We start from the raw sequence: 18,283 nt of genomic DNA, 5'->3' as shown, positions 1-18,283 counted from the left end.
TGGGTTCAAGCGAACGTTTCCAGTCCGAACACCTCACCCCTACCCCTCTCCTTCCAGGAGAGGGGATCCCGCGCCCACTCGTCGCAACAGGGTTTTAGGCCAACCGCTCCACCACCAAATCCGCGATCGCAAGCGAGCTCGTCAGGCCGGGGCTCTCGATGCCGAGCAGGTTGACCAGTCCCGGCACACCATGGACCGCCGGCCCGTCGATGCGGAAATCCGGCATCGGCTCGGTCGGCCCGTGCAGCTTGGGCCGGATGCCGGCATAGTCGGCGACGAGTGCGTTGTCCGGCAAAGCGGGCCAATAGGTTCGGATCGCCGCATAGAATTTTTCGGCGCGGGCGGGATCGACGATCAGGTCCTGGTCGTGCTCGACCCATTCGACATCGGGGCCGAACTTGACGCGGCCAGCCATGTCGATGGTGGCGTGGATGCCGAGACCCGCCGCTTCCGGTACGGGGTAGACCAGATGGCTGAAGGGCTGCTTGCCGAGCAGCGAGAAGTAGTTGCCCTTGGCGAAGGACTGCTTCGGCACATGCTCGGCCGGAAAGCCGCCCAGCTTGCCGAGCAGGCGCGGTGCGCCATGGCCGGCCGAGTTCACCACGGTGTTAACGGTATAGGTCGCCGGATCCTCGCCGCCGAAATCGACGTTGAAGCCGTCGGCTTCGCGCCGCCAGGCCAGGATCGGCGTGTTGAGGGCCAGCGCGCCGCCGGCCGCCTCGCATTCGCCGAGCAGCGACAGCATCAGCGCGTGGCTGTCGACGACGCCGGTCTCGGGCGAGAGCAGGGCGACCTCGCAGGTCACCTCCGGCTCCAGCGCCTTCGCCTGCGCACCATCGAGCCAGCGCAGTGAAGCCACGCCTGAGGCCTGCGCTCGGCTCGCGATCGTCTCCAGCGCCGGCCGCTGGCCGGCATGAGTGCCGACGATCAGCTTGCCGCAGGCCTTGTGCGGCAGGCCGCGCTCGCGGAGATAGGCGTAGAGGAGCTTGCGCCCCTCGACGCAAACCTGCGCTTTCAGCGAGCCCGGCGGATAATAGATGCCGGCATGGATGACCTCGCTGTTGCGTGCCGAGGTCTGCGTGCCGATCCCGTCGGCAGCCTCGGCGATCACGACCTCGCGGCCGGCGAGCGCAAGCGCACGCGCCGTCGCGAGGCCGACGACGCCGGCCCCGATGACGAGGCAGTCTATGTCGCTCATGCCGCGCGCTGCGGCATCGCCATTTCGNGGTGCAGCCCGGCGGACTCGCCATTGCCCATGAAGATGTAGGCACCCGGCCGCTCCTCGAGCATGAAGGAGAAGTCCTCCGAGCCCATGGTCGGCGGCACGGAGGTGTCGATCGCGTCCTTGCCAAAGGCGCTCTTGGTCGCGCTGGTGACGAAGTCGGTCTGGCCGGCATGGTTGAAAGTGACCGGGTAGCCGCGGTCATATTCGAGCGTATAGGTCAGGCCGAAAGCCTGGGTCGTGCCGGCGACGATCTCGCGCAGCCGCTTCTCGGCGAGGTCGCGCATCTCGGTCGAGAGCGTGCGCACCGTGCCCTTGATCTCGACATGCTGCGGGATGACGTTGAAGGCCGTGCCCGCCTGCAGCGCCGTCACCGAGACCACGAGGGAATCGAGCGGGTCGGCATTGCGCGAGGCGATGGTCTGCAGCGCCGTGACGAGCTGGCAGGCGGCGACCAGCGGGTCGATCGTCTCGTTCGGCTTGGCGGCATGGCCGCCGCGGCCCTCGAGCTTCAGCAGGAACTTGTCGGCGGCCGCCATCATCGGCCCCTTGCGGATGGCGAACTGGCCGATCGGCAGGCCCGGCATATTGTGCAGGCCATAGACCTCCTGCACACCGAAGCGCTCCATCAGCCCGTCCTTGCACATCTCCTTGCCGCCGCCGCCGCCTTCTTCGGCCGGCTGGAAAATCACGATCGCGGTGCCGTCGAAGTCGCGAGTGTCGGCCAGATACTTTGCGGCGCCGAGCAGCATCGCGGTGTGCCCGTCATGGCCGCAGGCGTGCATCTTGCCGGGCACGGTCGAGCGGTGCTCGAGATTGGTCTCCTCGTGGATCGGCAGCGCGTCCATGTCGGCGCGCAGGCCGATGACCTTGCCCGAACCCTGGCCCTTGCCCTTGATGACGCCGACGACACCGGTGCGCCCGATCCCGGTCACCACCTCGTCGACGCCCCACTCCTTCAGCTTGTCGGCAACGATGCCGGCGGTGCGCTCGACGTCGAAGAGCAGCTCGGGATGGCGGTGAAAGTCGCGGCGGATCGCGCTGATCTCGGGTTCGATCGCGGCGATGAGATCGGATTTGGGCATTGTGTCCTCGACAGGTCGCGGCTTTGCAGAAATTAGTTGGCAGGAAACGGGTTGCCAGCCCGCAAGCTAGCGCGGCCGGGCGCGTCCTGTCCAAGCCGATTGCGGCATGAGGGGTGGGAGGCTGGCGAATGCGTCATGGACCGCTGTCCACATCGCAGCGAAAGAGCTAAGAGCCGCAAGACCGGAGATTGTCGCTCCGGACGCGATTCCGACCTGACGAGTGCTGCCATGTCCGAGGCGAACACCATCCGCGATGTCACCATCCCGGAGCTGCCCAACCACTACCGTGGCAAGGTCCGCGAGAATTACGACCTGCCGGACGGGCGCCGGATCATCATTGCGACCGACCGGCTCAGCGCCTTCGACCGCGCCATCGCCTGCATCCCGTTCAAGGGCCAGGTGCTGACGCAGACGGCGCGCTTCTGCTTCGAGCAGACGGCGGACATCTGCCCGAACCACGTGCTCGACTATCCCGACCCGAATGTCGTGGTCGGACAGCGGCTCGACATCCTGCCGGTCGAGATCGTGGTGCGCGGCTATCTCGCCGGCACCACCGGCACCTCGATCCTGACCATGTACAAGCAGGGCCAGCGGCAGATGTACGGCGCAAGCTTCCCTGACGGGTTGCGCGACAACGAGGCCTTGCCGCAGGCGATCATCACGCCGACCAGCAAGGCTTTCGACGGGGGTCATGACGAGCCGCTCTCGCCGACTGAGATCCTGGAGCAGGGCCTGCTGACCAAGGCGCAGTGGGAGACGCTGTCGGCCTATGCGCTGGCGCTGTTCGCTCGCGGACAGAAGCTCGCGACCGAACGTGGCCTCATCCTCGCCGACACCAAATACGAGTTCGGCACCGATGCCGAGGGCAGGATCATCCTGGCCGACGAAATCCACACCCCCGATTCGAGCCGTTACTGGTTCGCCGGCAGCTATCCCGGGCGTTTCGCGAAAGGCGAAAAGCCCGAGAGCTTCGACAAGGATTTCGTCCGCAACTGGGTCGCGGCCCGCTGCGACCCCTATAACGAGCCGATCCCGGAGATTCCGGACGAACTGATCGAGCAGACCTCGCAGGTCTATATCAAGGCGTTCGAGACGATCACTGGCCAGGCATTCGTGCCACCCGCTGCGGATGTTCCGCCCCTGGAGCGCATCCGGCGGAACCTGGCGCGTTATTTCTGAGACGCACCGCGAGGGCCTGGGAACCGCGGCGGCGCTCGCGCGTTGAGGGTCGACCATCCTCGCCTCGAATGGGAGGCCGCCATGCGCCGCCTGATTGTTCTTGCCGCTTCGCTCGTTCCCTTGTTCGTCTTCGCCGCCAATGACGCTTCGGCCCAAGGATTTGGTGGCAGAGGCTTCCACGGCGGGGGGATCCGCGCCGGTGGCGGTGCGTTCGGCGGCGGGCATCGCTTCGGTCTGGGCGGACGAAGCTTTGGCGGATACCGCGCGGGCCTCGGAGGCTATGGTTATCGCGGCGGCTTCTATCGCGGCGGCGCGGCTTGGGGCTATCGGCCCAATCGCTGGTATGGTGGTGGTGGTTATTACGGGCGGCGCGGCTATTACGGCGGCGGCTGGGGGTGGGGCGCCGGAGCTCTGGCGGCCGGCACGGTCCTCGGCGCGGCGGCGGCGTATCCCTACTATTACGGCGACTCCGGCTATTACGACGCGCCCTACTATCCCCGCCGGCAGTATTATGCCGAGCCTTACTACGCCGCACCGATGTCCTCGGGCATCGGCGACTATTGTCAGACGCCTGTGCGCACCTGCAAGCTGATCAACCCGTCCGATCTCGGCGCCGGCTGCTCCTGCCGCGTTGCCGGTGGGCGGGCTCGCGGGGCGGTTATTCCTTGAGACCGGACGGCGTATGAAATCGAAGGCACGCCGGTAGCCGGCGCGCCTTCGGGCCGGTTCAGACCCCGAATTCCTGCCGCCAGCGCTCGATGTCGTCGAGCGCCACGTTCGAGCCGCACAGCACCAGCGCGATGCGCTCGCCTGGCTTGAACTGGTCCTTGCGCGCCATCGCTGCGGCGACCGTGCAGGAGGCGGCCGGTTCGAGCAGGACGCGGCCGTTCTGCAGCACCCAGACCAGCTCGCGCACGGCTTCAGCGTCGGGCACGACCACGATCTCCTCGAGGAACTGGCGCGCCGCCGCCATGGTGCGCTCGGTCGCGAAGGGAGCGCCGAGCGTGCGGGCGATCGAGGTCGGGCGGATCGGCACCGGCTTTCCGGCTTCGAGCGCCTGCGTCATAGTGGTGGCGCCCTCGGTCTCGACGCCGTGGATGCGCACGGCCGGATCGAGCCCTTTCAGCGCCGCGCCGACGCCGGCCGAGAAGCCGCCGCCGCCGATCGAGATGAAGACGTGGTCGATCCGCCCGCCGGCATCGGCCGCGAGTTCGAGGCCGACCGTGCCGTGCCCGGCGATGATCGCCGGATCGTCATAGGAGTGGACATGGGTCTTGCCCTTGCCCTCATACTCCTCCGCTTTGGAGAAGGCGGCGAGCGCGTCCTCGCAGAGCTCGACCTCGCCGCCGGCCTCCTGCGTCAGGCGGATGTTCAGCGGGGCGACATTCTTCGGCATCAGCACCAGAGCCTTGATGCCGAGCATGCTGGCGACCAGCGAGACGGCGATGGCGTGGTTGCCGCCGGAGACGGTGACGACGCCGCGCGCCCTCTCGGCCTCGGACAGGCCGAGCAGCTTGTTGTAGCAGCCGCGGACCTTGAAAGAGCCGGCGAGCTGCAGGCTCTCGACCTTGACCACGGTCTCGACCCCGAGCCTGGCCGAGAGGCCGGCGCTCATGAAGGTCGGTGTGCGCCGGACCTTGCCGGCGATGCGGGTAGCGGCTGCCTGGATGTCGGCGAGGGTGACGTCGAAGTTCATGGCGGACTCACAGGGCTCCGTGCTTGGCCGGCACAACAGCGCGTCGGGCGCAGCCCGGTCAAGCGCCGAGAACCGATTGACGACAGGCAATGCCAGCGTAGCCTGCCGGCACGGTTCATGCCTGTCGGCCAGTTTCTGGAGATTTTCACCCGTGCGTTATTCCCCGAAAGAGATGCTGGCCAAGCTGGTGTCGTTCAACACCGAATCCTGGCGCAGCAATCTCGAGCTGATCAATTTCTGCCGCGACTACCTCGCCGCGCATGGTGTCGCGAGCACGATCGTGCCGAGCCCGGACGGGGAGAAGGCCAATCTCTACGCGACGGTCGGCCCGCAGGTCGCCGGCGGTGTCGTCCTCTCCGGCCATACCGACGTGGTGCCGGTCGAAGGCCAGGACTGGAGTTCCGATCCATGGACGCTGACCGAGCGCGACGGCAAGCTCTATGGCCGCGGCAGCTGCGACATGAAGGGTTTCGACGCGATCGCACTGGCTCTGGTGCCGGAGATGCTCGAAGCCGGGCTGAAGCGTCCCTTCCACATCGCGCTCTCCTATGACGAAGAGGTCGGCTGCATCGGTGCCGCGATCATGATCGACGCCATGGCGGCGGCTGGATTGACGCCGTCCGCGGTGATCGTCGGCGAGCCCTCGATGATGCAGGTCGTCACCGGCCATAAGGGCGGTACGCGCATGAAGACGACGGTGCGCGGACACGCCGTGCATTCGAGCCGCGTCGACATCGGCGTTCCCGCCGTGATGGTCGCCGGCAAGCTGATCGCCTGGCACGACGACGTCATGCAGGAGAACAAGGCGAAGGCGCAGCCCGGCATCGCGTTCGAGCCGCCTTACTCGACGCTGCATGTCGGCGTCGTCGCCGGCGGCACGGCGGTCAACATCACCGCCGAGCATGCCAGCTTCAGCCACGAGGTCCGGGTCATGCCCGGCGACGATACCGACTACGTCGCGCGCTACCGGGCGAAGATCGCCGAGCTGGAGGCGCCGATGAAGGCGATCGCACCCGAAACCGGCATCATCATGGAGATCACCTCGCAGACGCCGCCGCTGGCGCCGGAGAAAGAGGGCATGGCCGAGACGCTGTCGCGCCGTATCACGGGCGACAACGCCAGCCATGTCGTTGCCTACGGCACCGAGGGTGGCTTGTTCCAGGCGGCAGGCTGGTCGACCGTGGTCTGCGGCCCCGGCGATATCGCCCAGGCGCACCAGCCGGATGAGTTCCTCACGGTGGCTCAGCTGGATGCCGGCACGGCCTTCGTCCGTGCGCTGATCGTGGAGCTGGCCCGCTGAGGATGCAGGGCGGGGCGCTTCCTTGCGAGGCTTCTACCCGCCCTTCGCAGCTTCGTGCGTCGTATTAGTAAGATTCGCAACAAAGTTCGATCTGGAACGAAGTCGATCGGCCGCACTGGACGCGGGCTTCGAACCGTCATTAATCTGCCGCCTTCGTCGGCGTGCCGCCAAAATAAGCTGGCAGCCGGCACCGCTCCTGGGGAGGAGTGGTTCTAACCAATCGGGAGCAGTCTCACATGTCGTTCAAGACCCATTGCCTGGCAGCCGTAGCGGCCCTGGCCTTGATGTGCGGGGCTGCGCAAGCCCAGACCTTGCGATACGCCAACCAGGGCGAGCTCAAGTCGCTCGACCCCTACACCGTCAACGAAACCACCACGAACGCCCATCTCGGCCATCCCTATGAAGGCCTGACGGCGCGCGGCAAGGACCTCAAGATCGAGCCGGCGCTCGCCGAGAAGTGGGAAGTTTCCGACGACGGCCTGAAATGGCGCTTCTTCCTGCGCAAGGGCGTCAAGTTCCATGACGGCTCGGATTTCACCGCCGATGACGTGCTCTTCTCGGCTGACCGTGTTCGCGCCACGGGCTCGAACTTCACCACCCGCATCCCGACCAGCGCCAAGTTCGTCAAGGTCGACGACCACACGGTCGATGTCGTCCTGACCGCGCCGAACCCGATCCTGAACGCGCAGTGGGACACCTGGTACATCATGTCGAAGAAGTGGGCGGAGGCGAACAACGCCGTCGCTCCGACCCCGGCGGCCGCGACCTCCCCGAGCCATGCCTCGCTCAACGCGAACGGCACCGGCCCCTACAAGATCGAGAGCCATCAGCCGGGCGTGAAGACCGTCTTCAAGTTCAACGAGAACTACTGGAAGAAGATCGACGGCAATATCAAGGAGATCATCTTCACGCCGATCTCCTCGGACGCGACCCGCGTCGCCGCGCTGCTTTCGGGCGAAGTCGACGTGATCGAGCCGGTTCCGATCCAGGACATCCAGCGCGTCAACGCCTCGGGCAACGCCCAGGTCCTGACCGGTCCTGAGCTGCGTACCATCTTCCTCGGCTTCGATCAGACCCGCGACGAACTGCTCGAGTCGAGCGTCAAGGGCAAGAACCCCTTCAAGGACGTCAAGGTCCGTCAGGCCTTCTACCAGGCCGTCGACATCGAGACGATCAAGAGCCGCGTCATGCGCGGGCTGTCGACCCCGTCGCCGCTGATGATCGCGCCGGAGCTGTTCCCGACCGCCGGCTTCACCCGCGCCAAGTTCGACGCCGAGGCCTCCAAGAAGCTGCTCGCCGAGGCCGGCTATCCGAACGGCTTCGAGCTCGGCATGGACTGCCCGAACGACCGCTACGTCAATGACGGCCAGATCTGCCAGGCCGTGGTCGGCATGCTCGCCCGCATCGGCGTCAAGGTGAACCTCAACGCACAGCCCAAGGCGCAGTACTTCGCCAAGGTGCTGAAGCCCGGCGGCTACAAGACCTCGTTCTACCTGCTCGGCTGGACCCCCGGCACCTTCGACAGCCACAATGTCCTCTATGACATCCTCGGCTGCCGCGATGTCGCCGGCTCCTCGCGCGGTGAGTCGAATCTCGGCAATTACTGCAACAAGAAGGTCGACGAGCTGACCGACAAGATCCTGGTCGAGTCGGACACCGCCAAGCGCAATGCGATGATTGGCGAGGCCTACAAGATGACCGTCGACGAGTTCTCCTACATCCCGCTGCATCAGCAGGCCTTGGCCTGGGGAGTGTCGAAGAAGGTGAAGCTCGCCCAGCGCGCCGACAATTCGGTGCTGCTCTACTACGCCACCAAGGAGCAGTAAGGGCCTGAAGGGCGCGCGGGCGACGAGCCCACGCGCCCTTTCTCTATCTGCAGTGAGAGACGGGCCTATCGATCGGATCGAGTCGATCCGATCGGGTCCGGCTCAGAACGCCGTTCCGCGCGGGACGGCTTCGGTTTCCTTGTAAGGGCGAACATGCTCGCATTTGTTCTGCGTCGGCTGTTCCAGTCGCTGATCGTGATGCTCGCGGTCGCGCTCATCGCCTTCGCCATGTTCCGCTTCGTCGGCGACCCGGTGAACCAGATGGTCGGCGTCGACACGCCGCAGGAGCAGGTCGCGCAGCTGCGCCAGACGCTCGGCCTCGACGAGCCGGTCGTCGTCCAGTTCGCGCGCTACATCTACAACGCGGCGCGGCTCGAATTCGGCGTCTCCTACCAGTTCCGCCTGCCGGTGATCTCGCTGCTCGGCGAACGCGCGCCGGCGACGCTGGAACTCGCCTTCATGTCGGCGCTGTTCTCGCTGCTGGTCGGCATACCCATGGGCGTCTACACGGCGCTTCGCCGTGACAGCTGGCTGGCGAAGATCTTCCAGACGGTCTCGCTCGTCGGCATCAGCCTGCCGACCTTCCTGATCGGCATCCTCCTGATCTACCTGTTCTCGGTGACGCTCGGCTGGCTGCCTTCCTTCGGGCGCGGCGAGGTGGTCAAGATCGGCAACTGGTGGACGACGGGGCTTTTGACCGCCTCCGGCTGGAAGGCGCTGATCCTGCCGTCGATCACGCTCGGCCTGTTCCAGATGACGCTGATCATGCGCCTCGTGCGGGCCGAGATGCTCGAGGTGCTGCGCACCGACTACATCAAGTTCGCCCGTGCCCGCGGCCTCAAGACGCGCGCCATCCATTTCGGTCATGCGCTGAAGAACACGCTGGTGCCGGTCATCACCATCGCCGGCCTGCAGCTCGGCTCGATCATCGCTTTCGCCATCATCACCGAGACGGTGTTTCAGTGGCCGGGCATGGGCCTGCTCTTCCTCAAGGCGGTGCAGCAGGTCGATATCCCGATCATGGCGGCCTATCTCATGTTGATCTCCTTCCTGTTCGTCAGCATCAACCTGATCGTCGACCTGCTCTACGCATTGGTCGATCCGCGCCTGCGCGCGACGATCGGGGCGCATTGAGGTCGGTCATGAGCGCGCAACCCGCTTCCCCCTCGAAGAAGCCGCCCTCGCTCTGGGCCCGCATCCTCGACAGCGACATCCTGGCGAGCTTCCTGCGCTCGAAGGTGACGATGGTCGCGGCCGTGATCGTGCTGGTGCTGTTCATCGGCGCCTTCTTCTCGCCGTGGATCGCCCCGACCAACCCGTTCGATCCGGCGACCGTCTTCCTCGCCGACGCCAACATCCCGCCGGCCTGGCAGGATGGCGGCGACCCCAAGTTCATCCTCGGCACCGACGACCAGGGCCGCGACCTCTATTCGGCGATCCTCTACGGCCTGCGCGTCTCGCTGGTCGTCGGTCTGCTCGGCGTTGCGCTGGCGGCGACGATCGGCATCACGCTCGGCCTGCTCGCCGGCTATCTCGGCGGCAGGGTCGATTCGCTGATCATGCGCATCGCCGACGTCCAATTGACCTTCCCGGCGATCCTGATCGCGCTTCTGATCGACGGCGTCGTCCGCGGCGTCTTCAAGGGCGCAAACCGCGAGGACACCGCTCTCTACGTGCTGGTGATCTCGATCGGGCTTTCCTTCTGGGTGCAGTACGCCCGCACCATCCGCGGCTCGACCCTGGTCGAGCGCAACAAGGACTATGTCCAGGCGGCCAGACTCGTCGGCCTGCCGGCGCCGCTGATCATGCTGCGCCATGTCCTGCCCAACGTGATCGGCCCGGTGCTGGTCATCCTGACCATCAATCTCGCGCTCGCCGTCATCACCGAGGCGACGCTCTCGTTTCTTGGGGTCGGCCTGCCGGCGACCCAGCCCTCGCTCGGCACGCTGATCTCGATCGGCAACCGCTATCTGTTTTCGGGTGACTGGTGGATCGTCACCTTCCCGGGCGTGACGCTGGCGATACTGGTGCTGGCGGTGAACCTGCTCGGCGACTGGCTGCGCGATGCCCTCAATCCGAGGCTGCGATGAGCAGGATTTGCTGCGCAAGCTGCCTTTTTGCGCAGCAAATGCCTGCTGCAGTCATGTGTTTTACGCAGATTAGACCCGTGACAGACAAAGGGGCGGGTCCTAACATCCGGCGCTTCGGCTGGCCCGCAATCGGGCCGCGACTGGGAGGTCAATTCCGATGAAACCGCGTAATCTCGCGTTTGCCGCTGCGCTGTTCGGCGTCTCCGTGCTGGCGCTCGGCGCCGTCGAGGCGAAGCCGCTGAAATGGGCCTCGGCGGGCGATGCGCTGACGATCGATCCGCACGGTCAGAACGAGGGCCTGACGACCTCGGTCAACCAGCACATGTATGAGAGCCTGACCGAGCGCGATCATACCGGCAAGCTCCACCCGCTGCTGGCTTCGTCCTGGAAGGTGCTGCCGGACGATCCGACCACCTGGGAATTCAAGCTGCAGGAGGGCGTCAAGTTCCATGACGGCGCGCCCCTCACTGCAGACGACGTGGTGTTCTCCTATGAGCGCGCCATGCAGCCGACCTCGGACTTCAAGGGCTATCTGACCTCGGTCGAGAAGGTTACGAAGGCCGACGACCTGACGGTCCGGATCAAGACCAAGGGGCCGAACCCGCTGCTGGTCAACAACACCTCGTCCATCCGCATCATGAGCAAGGCCTGGGCGGAGAAGAACAACGCCACCAAGGCGCAGGACTTCAAGAACAAGGAAGAGAATTACGCCGTCCGCAATGCCAACGGCACCGGCCCCTTCGTCCTCGTCTCGCGCGAAGCCGACGTGAAGACGGTGATGAAGCGCAACGAGAATTACTGGGCCAAGGCGAAGGTGCCGCTCGAGATCACCGAGCTGACCTATGTGCCGATCAAGCAGGACGCGACGCGTATCGCGGCGCTGCTCTCCGGCGAGGTCGATTTCGTCCAGGACGTGCCGGTGCAGGACATCGCCCGGCTGAAGGGCGATACCAAGCTCCGCGTCACCTCCGGTCCCGAGAACCGCACCATCTTCTTCGGCATGGATGTCGCGTCCAAGGACCTGAAGAGCGACAATGTCGAGGGCAAGAACCCCTTCGCCGACAAGCGCGTCCGCCAGGCGATGAACATGGCGATCAACCGCGACGCCATCAAGCGCGTCGTGATGCGCGGCGAGTCGATCCCGACCGGCGTCATCCTGCCGCCCTTCGCCAATGGCTGGACCAAGGAGCTCGATGCAGCGCCCGCGGTCGATGTCGCCAAGGCGAAGGCGCTGCTGAAGGAGGCCGGCTATGAGAACGGCTTCTCAGTGACGCTGCACTGCTCGAACGACCGCTACATCAACGACGAGGGCATCTGCCAGTCGGCGGTCGGCATGTTCGGGCAGATCGGCGTCAAGGTGAACCTGGTCTCGCAGTCGAAGTCGATCCACTTCAACCTGATCCAGAAGAACCCGCCGGAAACCGAATTCTACCTCGTCGGCTGGGGCGTCCCGACCTTCGACAGCGATTACGTCTTCTCCTACATGTACCACAGCCGCACCGGCTCGCAGGGTAGCTGGAACGCGACCGGCTATGCCGACAAGGATGTCGACGCGCAGATCCAGACGCTCTCCAAGGAGATCGACATCGCCAAGCGCGATGCCACCATCGCCAAGATCTGGGCGAAGGTGAAGGACGAGACGATCTACCTGCCGATCCACCATCAGTCCCTCAGCTACGGCATGAAGTCGACGCTCGACATACCTGTCGACGTTTCGAACAACCCGAAGCTGAAGATGGTTTCGTTCAAGGGCTCGTAGAGCCGGCATCAGTCGCAGGGGCCGCGCCAAGACGGCCCCGCGACGTCGTTCGTGTAGAGGGGTTATCGACGCGATGCTCGCCTATATCCTGCGCTCGCTGATGCAGGGGCTGGTGGTGATGCTCGCCGTCGCCTTCATCGCCTTCTCGATGTTCCGCTTCGTCGGCGACCCGGTCGTCAACATGCTCGGCCAGGAGGCGACGCTGCAGGACCGGGCCGAGCTGACGCAGCGGCTCGGCCTCAACGATCCCGTGCCGCTGCAGTTCGCCCGCTTCGTCGCCGATGCGGCGCGGGGCGATTTCGGCATCTCCTATCGCCAGGGCCGCAAGGTCTCGTCGCTGATTCTCGAGCGCCTGCCGGCGACGGTCGAGCTCGCCGTGCTCTCGGCGATCTTCGCCTTCGTCACCGGCATCGCCTTCGGCGTCTACGCCGCGATCCGCCGCGACGGCTGGATCGCCAATCTCGTCATGTCGGTCTCCCTGATCGGGGTCAGCCTGCCGACCTTCCTGATCGGCATCGGGCTGATCTACATCTTCGCCGTCGAATTGCGCTGGCTGCCCTCCTTCGGGCGCGGCGACACCGTGCAGATCGGCTGGTGGTCGACCGGGCTGCTGACTGTGAGCGGTCTGAAGTCGCTGGTCATGCCGGTGCTGACGCTCGGCTTCCTGCAGCTCACCCTGATCATGCGGCTCGTCCGCTCGGAGATGCTCGAGGTGATGCGCGCCGACTTCATCCGCTTCGCCCGTGCCCGCGGCATTCCCGAGCGCAAGATCGAATTCCGCCATGCCCTGCGCAACACCATGATCCCGGTGATCACCATCGCCGGCGTCCAGCTCGGCGGCGTCATCGCCTTCGCCATCGTCACCGAGACGGTGTTCCAGTGGCCGGGGCTGGGCGCGCTCTTCGTCAACGCGGTGCAGTTCGTCGACGTTCCCGTGATGTCGGCCTATCTGCTCTTCGTCGCCTTCGTCTTCGTGCTGACCTCGCTGCTGGTCGATCTGGTCTATGTCGCGCTCGATCCGCGCCTGCGGACCGGCACCCCGGCTCTGGCGAAGTGAGGCGGCGATGACCGACAAGCCGCTCCCCGTCCTGCCGCCGAGCCGTCTGGCGCAGCTCTGGGATTCCGATCTCGTCTATTCCTTCCGCTCCTCGCCGATCACGGTGGTTGCGAGCATCATGGCGCTGCTCCTGGTGTTGGCTGCCGTCTTCGCGCCGCTGATCGCGCCCTACGATCCGTTCGATCCGGCCTCGCTCGATCTGTCCGACGGCTTCTCGCGGCCGATGCAGCCAAACGAGATCACCGGCAAGGTCTTCTGGCTCGGCTCCGACGGGCAGGGCCGCGACATCTTCTCGGCGATCCTCTACGGCTCGCGCGTCTCGCTGATCGTCGGCGCGGCCTCGGTGCTGTTCTCGCTGGTGCTCGGCGTCGGCCTTGGCCTCGTCGCCGGCTATGTCGGCGGCCGCACCGAGGCGCTGATTATGCGCGTCGCCGACATCCAGCTCTCCTTTCCCGCGATCCTGGTGGCGCTGCTCGTCTTTGGCGTGGCGCGCGGGCTGATCCCGCCGGCTGCGCAGGAGCAGATGACGCTGCTCGTCCTCGTCATCGCCATCGGCCTGTCGAACTGGGCGCAATATGCCCGCACCGTACGCGGCTCGACCCTGGTCGAGAAGAACAAGGTCTATGTCGACGCCGCCCGCCTGATCGGCCTCAAGGCCTGGCCGGTGATGCTGAAGCACGTCCTGCCCAATGTCGCCGGTCCCGTCCTGGTCATCGCCACGATCAACCTCGCGCTGGCGGTGATCGAGGAGGCAACGCTTTCCTTCCTCGGCGTCGGCATGCCACCGACCCAGCCTTCGCTCGGCACGCTGATCCGCTTCGGCCAGCAATACCTGTTCTCCGGCGAGTGGTGGATCCTGCTCTTCCCTTCGCTCGTGCTGATCCTGTTCGCGCTCTCGATCAATCTGTTCGGCGACTGGCTGCGCGATGCGCTCAATCCGAAATTGAGGTGACGATGATACGTTTCTCGTCTTCATTCGTGTCCGTGGAGCTGCGATGACCCAACCCGTCCTCTCGGTTCAGGACCTCACCGTCGAGTTCGTCACGCGGCGTGCCACGCTGCGCGCGCTCGACAAGATTTCCTTCGACATCGCCCGCGGCGAGGTGCTCGGCGTCGTCGGCGAATCCGGTGCCGGCAAGTCGGTCACCGGCTCGGCCATCATCGGCCTGATCGATCCGCCGGGCCGCATCGCGGGCGGCAAGGTCGTGCTCTCGGGCGAGCGCGTCGACAACCTTTCGCCCGAGGAGATGCGCCGCGTCCGCGGCAAGCGCATCGGCATGATCTTCCAGGACCCGCTGACCAGCCTCAACCCGCTCTACCGGGTCGGCGAGCAGCTGATCGAGACGATCCAGACCCATACCGATCTCAACGCGGCGGATGCCCGCAAGCGCGCCATCGCTTTGCTCGACGAGGTCGGCATTCCCGCACCTGATCGGCGCATCGACGGCTATCCGCACGAATTCTCCGGCGGCATGCGCCAGCGCGTCGTCATCGCGCTCGCGCTCTGTGCCGAGCCGGAATTCATCATCGCCGACGAGCCGACGACCGCGCTCGACGTCTCCGTGCAAGCGCAGATCATCAGCCTGATCAAGCGGCTCTGCAAGGAGCGCGGGACGTCGGTGATGCTGGTCACGCACGATATGGGTGTGATCGCCGAGACGGCCGACCGCGTCGCGGTGATGTATGCCGGGCGCGTCGCCGAGATCGGCCCGGTGCGCGAGGTCATCAAGCAGCCGCTCCACCCTTACACCCAGGGGCTGATGGGCGCGATCCCCTCGATCACTGGCGATGCCGAGCGTCTCGTGCAGATCCCGGGCTCGATGCCGCGGCTCTCCAGCATCCCCAGGGGCTGCGCCTTCAACCCGCGCTGTTCCAAGGTCTTCGCTCGGTGCCATATCGACCGGCCCGAGCTCATCGATGTCGGCGGCCACCAGGTCGCCTGCCATCTCTACGATCAGGCGAAGGTGCCGAGCGGCAAGACGGAGATCGCGGCGTGAGCGAGAAAGCCTTCGTCCAGGTCCGTGACCTGAAGCGCGTCTTCGACGTCTCCAAGCCCTGGCTCAACCGGGTGCTGGAGAGCGCCCCGAAGCAATATCTCAAGGCCGTCGACGGCGTCTCCTTCGACATCCGCAAGGGCGAGACCTTCGCGCTCGTCGGCGAGTCCGGCTCGGGCAAGTCGACCGTGGCGCGCATGGTCGTCGGCCTGCTGCATCCCTCCGGCGGCACGGTCTCGATCGACGGCGTCTCGATGTCCGATCAGGCGGCTTCCGCGGAGCGCCAGCGCCTGCGCCGGCGCATCCAGATGATCTTCCAGGACCCTTACGCCTCGCTCAATCCGCGCTGGCGCGTCGGGCGGATCATCGCCGAGCCGATCCGTGCCTTCAGCATCATCCAGGGCGATGCAGCGATCACGGAGCGCGTCGGCGAACTGCTCTCGTTGGTCGGCCTGCATCCGGATGACGGCAAGAAGTTCCCGCACGAATTCTCCGGCGGCCAGCGCCAGCGCATCGCCATCGCCCGCGCGCTCGCCTCCAATGCCGAGTTCATCGTCTGCGACGAGCCGACCTCGGCGCTCGACGTCTCCGTGCAGGCGCAGATCCTCAACCTGATGCGCGACCTGCAGCAGAAATTCGGGCTGACCTATCTCTTCATCAGCCACAATCTCGCGGTCGTCCGGCACATGGCGACGCGCATCGGCGTGATGTACCTCGGCCGGCTCGTCGAGGTCTCCGACGGCAAGCAGCTCTTCGCCGCCCCGCGCCATCCCTATACCAGGATGCTGCTCGATGCGGTGCCCGACCTCGCCATGGTCGGCAAGGCGCACGAGGGCGTGAAGGGCGAGATCCCGAACCCGATCAATCCGCCCTCGGGCTGCACCTTCCACCCGCGCTGCCCGCTGGTCTTCGATCGTTGCCGCGTCGAGAATCCGCCGGTGGTCGACGGCGTCGCCTGCCACGCGGTGAATGCGGGTCGGGTAGCAGCGTAGCCACCGGCGTCATTCTCGGGCGAAGCGAAGTGCAGACCCGAGAATCTCCCGACGAGAAGGCGCCGATCGGAGGCTCTTTTGGCCGGAGATGCTCGGGGCAAGCCCGAGCATGACGGATGCCGCTCGCTACTTCCCGGCTGGCAGGCTCGGCGCCTTCGGTCGCCGGCCGAGCGGCGCCACCGGCCGTTCGGTGCGGTATTGGCCGCGCGCGATCGCGGTGAACAGCAGCGCGACCGCGGTCAGCGTCATCAGCCACCAGGTCTGGAACGAGGCGAAGCCGAGCGCCGCCAGCGCGAAGGCTGTGACATAGGCCGCGACGCCGCCGGCCGCGAGCGCGCCCGGCATGCGGCCGGCGGCGCTGACCGCGAAATAGAGGCAGAGCCCCGCCGTCGCCGCGCCGACCAGGCCGAGCTCGTACCAGGTCTCGAACAGGATGGTGGTCGGCACCTCGATCGGCAGTGCCCCGGTGGTACGCCCGCGCAGCACGGTGTCGAGCCCATGGCCGGTGATGAGCTGCAGCGGGCGGCTGGAGATGATGTCGGCCCAGATGTCGAGACCGGCGCCGACCGTGCTGAACACCGCCGGCGAGAGCCGGAAGAAGGGCAGCAGCAGGAAAGGCAGCAGCGGGGCGAGCAGCATCAGCCCCGCCATGATCCCGCCCATCAGTCTGGCGCCGACGATGCGGTTGGCACTGACCGCGCCGAAAGCGATCGCGCCGCAGAGCATCGCCATCGCCTCGCCATCCTCGATGCGCGAGAGGGCGAGCAGGCCGACGACGAGCGCCAGCCCCAGCGCCGTCAGTCCACGCTCGCGCGAGAGCAGCCAGGCGAGCGCCGGCCAGGCCATGATCAGCACGACGCTGACGCCGCGCTCGACACTGCCGGCGGCATCGGCGGCGCGCGAATCGACCGGGCCGAGCGCCTCGGTCAGCAGCAGGCCCAGCGCGAAGATCGCGGCGATGCCGGCGCCGAGCGCCGCAAGGTTGAGGTTCGAGGCGCGCATGCGCTCGGGCAGCGCGGCCGCGCCGGCAAAGCCCAGCGCCACGGCGAGGAAGAGATTGGCCGCCTTCTCGGTGGCGGAGCCGGTATAGGGACTCCAGACCAGCGAGAGCACGGCCCAGCCGACCAGCGCCCACAGCGTCAGCCCGGCGCGGCTGAAGATCGAAGCCCGGATATTGCCGGCGAACCAGCGCGGCGCCTCGATCAGCGCGGCGATAGCAAGAAGGATCACACCGATCGGCACCAGCACGACGGCGGCGCGGCGCGAGACCAGCGAGGCCAGCGGCAAGGCGAGTGCCAGCGTCGCGAAACCGATGCGGCGCAGGAGCAGCGCGGCGTCGGTCGCGGGATCGAGGGGCGTCTGAGAGTTCGGACGGATCATGGGCAAGCAGGGACTCGGCGAGCCACGCCCGGCCGGGATGCCGGGAACAGCCCATTTCACCCTAGCGCTCGTTGCAGGCTTCGACTGTAGGTGCGCTGCAACACTGGCAAAGCATCTCATGCAGTTTGGAACACCTAAAGTTCACTGGCTGCGCCGACCGTTCCGTGAGATGAAAGGGCAATGACTGCTCCGCTCGCCGCGATCGTCTATTCTTCGGGCTTCCCCATCGACGAACTGATGGCGGAGGTCGCCGATACGCTGAAGCGTGAGGCTGTTCGGCTTGGCGGCGTCGTCCAGCACAATAATGGCGACTGCATGAGCGGCTGCGCCAGCATGGCGCTCGAGGACCTGGCCTCCGGCCAGCTCTTTCCGATCAGCGAGGATCGCGGTGCCGGCTCGGCCGGCTGCCGCCTCGACGCAGCCGGGCTCGCCGCGGCCGGAGCCGCTGTCTCCGGCGCGCTCTCCGGCCCGGTCGATCTCGTCATCGTCAACAAGTTCGGCAAGCAGGAGGTCCTCGGCCAGGGCCTGCGGGCCGAGATCGCCGCCGGCGTCGTCGCCGGCTTGCCGCTGCTGACGGCGGTGCGCGACGACATGCTCGCCGCCTGGTCGGAGTTCGCTGGCGAGGACTGGCAGCGCCTGCCGCCCGAACCCGCCGCGGTGACGGGCTGGGCGATGGCGGCTTTGCGCCAGCCGGCCTGACGCC

The 18,283-nt window shown here is 66.4% G+C and carries 16 protein-coding genes; 12 read left to right on the top strand and 4 right to left on the bottom strand.

The genetic code is table 11. The features are described 5' to 3' along the window. Window positions 1-94 precede the first annotated feature (94 nt). Together ASE66_RS02290 and ASE66_RS02285 are read right to left on the bottom strand one after the other, a co-directional pair. Window positions 95-1,198, bottom strand: coding sequence for an NAD(P)/FAD-dependent oxidoreductase (locus tag ASE66_RS02290; protein ID WP_057187949.1), 1,104 nt, complete (start codon window positions 1,196-1,198; stop codon window positions 95-97). A gap of 28 nt (window positions 1,199-1,226) precedes the next feature. After that, a partial coding sequence (locus ASE66_RS02285; protein WP_156412025.1) for a M20 aminoacylase family protein occupies window positions 1,227-2,307 on the bottom strand: 1,081 nt, incomplete at its 3' end. Window positions 2,308-2,535: 228 nt separating this feature from the next. On the opposite strand from ASE66_RS02285, the gene ASE66_RS02280 reads away from it, so the two are divergent. Both ASE66_RS02280 and ASE66_RS02275 read left to right on the top strand, forming a co-directional pair. Next, the gene (locus tag ASE66_RS02280; protein ID WP_057187947.1) at window positions 2,536-3,486 is read left to right on the top strand and encodes a phosphoribosylaminoimidazolesuccinocarboxamide synthase; all 951 of its coding nucleotides are present in this window, start codon (window positions 2,536-2,538) and stop codon (window positions 3,484-3,486) included. Window positions 3,487-3,567: 81 nt separating this feature from the next. Continuing rightward, window positions 3,568-4,155, top strand: a complete 588-nt coding sequence (locus tag ASE66_RS02275; protein WP_057187946.1) for a hypothetical protein — start codon at window positions 3,568-3,570, stop codon at window positions 4,153-4,155. 58 nt (window positions 4,156-4,213) lie between these two features. On the opposite strand, the gene ASE66_RS02270 is transcribed toward ASE66_RS02275, so the two are convergent. Beyond that, window positions 4,214-5,182: a threonine/serine dehydratase gene (locus tag ASE66_RS02270; RefSeq protein WP_057187945.1), complete on the bottom strand. Its 969-nt coding sequence runs from the start codon at window positions 5,180-5,182 to the stop codon at window positions 4,214-4,216. A gap of 151 nt (window positions 5,183-5,333) precedes the next feature. On the opposite strand from ASE66_RS02270, the gene argE reads away from it, so the two are divergent. From argE to ASE66_RS02225, 9 genes are all read left to right on the top strand, one after another. Then, a complete protein-coding gene (gene argE, locus ASE66_RS02265; protein ID WP_244494773.1) occupies window positions 5,334-6,482 on the top strand; it encodes an acetylornithine deacetylase in 1,149 nt (382 codons plus the stop codon). Window positions 6,483-6,718: 236 nt separating this feature from the next. Continuing rightward, window positions 6,719-8,308 (top strand): ABC transporter substrate-binding protein, encoded by a 1,590-nt coding sequence (locus ASE66_RS02260; protein ID WP_057187943.1) that lies wholly within the window; start codon window positions 6,719-6,721, stop codon window positions 8,306-8,308. Window positions 8,309-8,461: 153 nt separating this feature from the next. Continuing rightward, window positions 8,462-9,442, top strand: a complete 981-nt coding sequence (locus ASE66_RS02255; protein ID WP_057187942.1) for an ABC transporter permease — start codon at window positions 8,462-8,464, stop codon at window positions 9,440-9,442. Window positions 9,443-9,450: 8 nt separating this feature from the next. After that, window positions 9,451-10,398, top strand: coding sequence for an ABC transporter permease (locus ASE66_RS02250; protein WP_057187941.1), 948 nt, complete (start codon window positions 9,451-9,453; stop codon window positions 10,396-10,398). Window positions 10,399-10,555: 157 nt separating this feature from the next. Continuing rightward, complete coding sequence (locus tag ASE66_RS02245; RefSeq protein WP_057187940.1) at window positions 10,556-12,157, top strand: ABC transporter substrate-binding protein; 1,602 nt, start codon at window positions 10,556-10,558, stop codon at window positions 12,155-12,157. 73 nt (window positions 12,158-12,230) lie between these two features. Continuing rightward, complete coding sequence (locus ASE66_RS02240) at window positions 12,231-13,214, top strand: ABC transporter permease (protein WP_057187939.1); 984 nt, start codon at window positions 12,231-12,233, stop codon at window positions 13,212-13,214. Window positions 13,215-13,221: 7 nt separating this feature from the next. Further along, window positions 13,222-14,166 carry an ABC transporter permease gene (locus ASE66_RS02235; RefSeq protein ID WP_057188644.1) on the top strand — a complete coding sequence of 315 codons (945 nt, stop codon included), beginning with the start codon at window positions 13,222-13,224 and terminating at the stop codon, window positions 14,164-14,166. 43 nt (window positions 14,167-14,209) lie between these two features. After that, window positions 14,210-15,211 carry an ABC transporter ATP-binding protein gene (locus ASE66_RS02230; protein ID WP_057187938.1) on the top strand — a complete coding sequence of 334 codons (1,002 nt, stop codon included), beginning with the start codon at window positions 14,210-14,212 and terminating at the stop codon, window positions 15,209-15,211. Continuing rightward, complete coding sequence (locus ASE66_RS02225) at window positions 15,208-16,200, top strand: ABC transporter ATP-binding protein (protein WP_057187937.1); 993 nt, start codon at window positions 15,208-15,210, stop codon at window positions 16,198-16,200. The genes ASE66_RS02230 and ASE66_RS02225 overlap by 4 nt, the downstream gene beginning before the upstream one ends. Before the next feature lie 126 nt (window positions 16,201-16,326). On the opposite strand, the gene ASE66_RS02220 is transcribed toward ASE66_RS02225, so the two are convergent. Further along, complete coding sequence (locus ASE66_RS02220) at window positions 16,327-17,586, bottom strand: peptide ABC transporter permease (protein ID WP_156411989.1); 1,260 nt, start codon at window positions 17,584-17,586, stop codon at window positions 16,327-16,329. A 174-nt stretch (window positions 17,587-17,760) separates the two neighbouring features. Between ASE66_RS02220 and ASE66_RS02215 the strand changes: the two genes are divergently transcribed. Then, the gene (locus tag ASE66_RS02215; protein WP_057187935.1) at window positions 17,761-18,279 is read left to right on the top strand and encodes a DUF2478 domain-containing protein; all 519 of its coding nucleotides are present in this window, start codon (window positions 17,761-17,763) and stop codon (window positions 18,277-18,279) included. The last annotated feature ends 4 nt before the right edge of the window (window positions 18,280-18,283 follow it).

The sequence above is a fragment of the Allobosea sp. Root483D1 genome (assembly GCF_001429505.1).
In the GTDB taxonomy this organism is placed as follows: domain Bacteria; phylum Pseudomonadota; class Alphaproteobacteria; order Rhizobiales; family Beijerinckiaceae; genus Allobosea.
The sequence above is the reverse complement of the archived record's forward strand: the minus strand, read 5'-3'. Positions and strand labels throughout refer to the sequence as shown.

Bases quoted from the DNA above. Each gene is read 5' to 3' on its own strand.
- ASE66_RS02290 (WP_057187949.1), bottom strand. From the start codon at position 1,198: ATGAGCGACATAGACTGCCTCGTCATCGGGGCCGGCGTCGTCGGCCTC.
- ASE66_RS02280 (WP_057187947.1), top strand. From the start codon at position 2,536: ATGTCCGAGGCGAACACCATCCGCGATGTCACCATCCCGGAGCTGCCC.
- ASE66_RS02275 (WP_057187946.1), top strand. From the start codon at position 3,568: ATGCGCCGCCTGATTGTTCTTGCCGCTTCGCTCGTTCCCTTGTTCGTC.
- ASE66_RS02270 (WP_057187945.1), bottom strand. From the start codon at position 5,182: ATGAACTTCGACGTCACCCTCGCCGACATCCAGGCAGCCGCTACCCGC.
- ASE66_RS02260 (WP_057187943.1), top strand. From the start codon at position 6,719: ATGTCGTTCAAGACCCATTGCCTGGCAGCCGTAGCGGCCCTGGCCTTG.
- ASE66_RS02255 (WP_057187942.1), top strand. From the start codon at position 8,462: ATGCTCGCATTTGTTCTGCGTCGGCTGTTCCAGTCGCTGATCGTGATG.
- ASE66_RS02250 (WP_057187941.1), top strand. From the start codon at position 9,451: ATGAGCGCGCAACCCGCTTCCCCCTCGAAGAAGCCGCCCTCGCTCTGG.
- ASE66_RS02245 (WP_057187940.1), top strand. From the start codon at position 10,556: ATGAAACCGCGTAATCTCGCGTTTGCCGCTGCGCTGTTCGGCGTCTCC.
- ASE66_RS02240 (WP_057187939.1), top strand. From the start codon at position 12,231: ATGCTCGCCTATATCCTGCGCTCGCTGATGCAGGGGCTGGTGGTGATG.
- ASE66_RS02235 (WP_057188644.1), top strand. From the start codon at position 13,222: ATGACCGACAAGCCGCTCCCCGTCCTGCCGCCGAGCCGTCTGGCGCAG.
- ASE66_RS02230 (WP_057187938.1), top strand. From the start codon at position 14,210: ATGACCCAACCCGTCCTCTCGGTTCAGGACCTCACCGTCGAGTTCGTC.
- ASE66_RS02215 (WP_057187935.1), top strand. From the start codon at position 17,761: ATGACTGCTCCGCTCGCCGCGATCGTCTATTCTTCGGGCTTCCCCATC.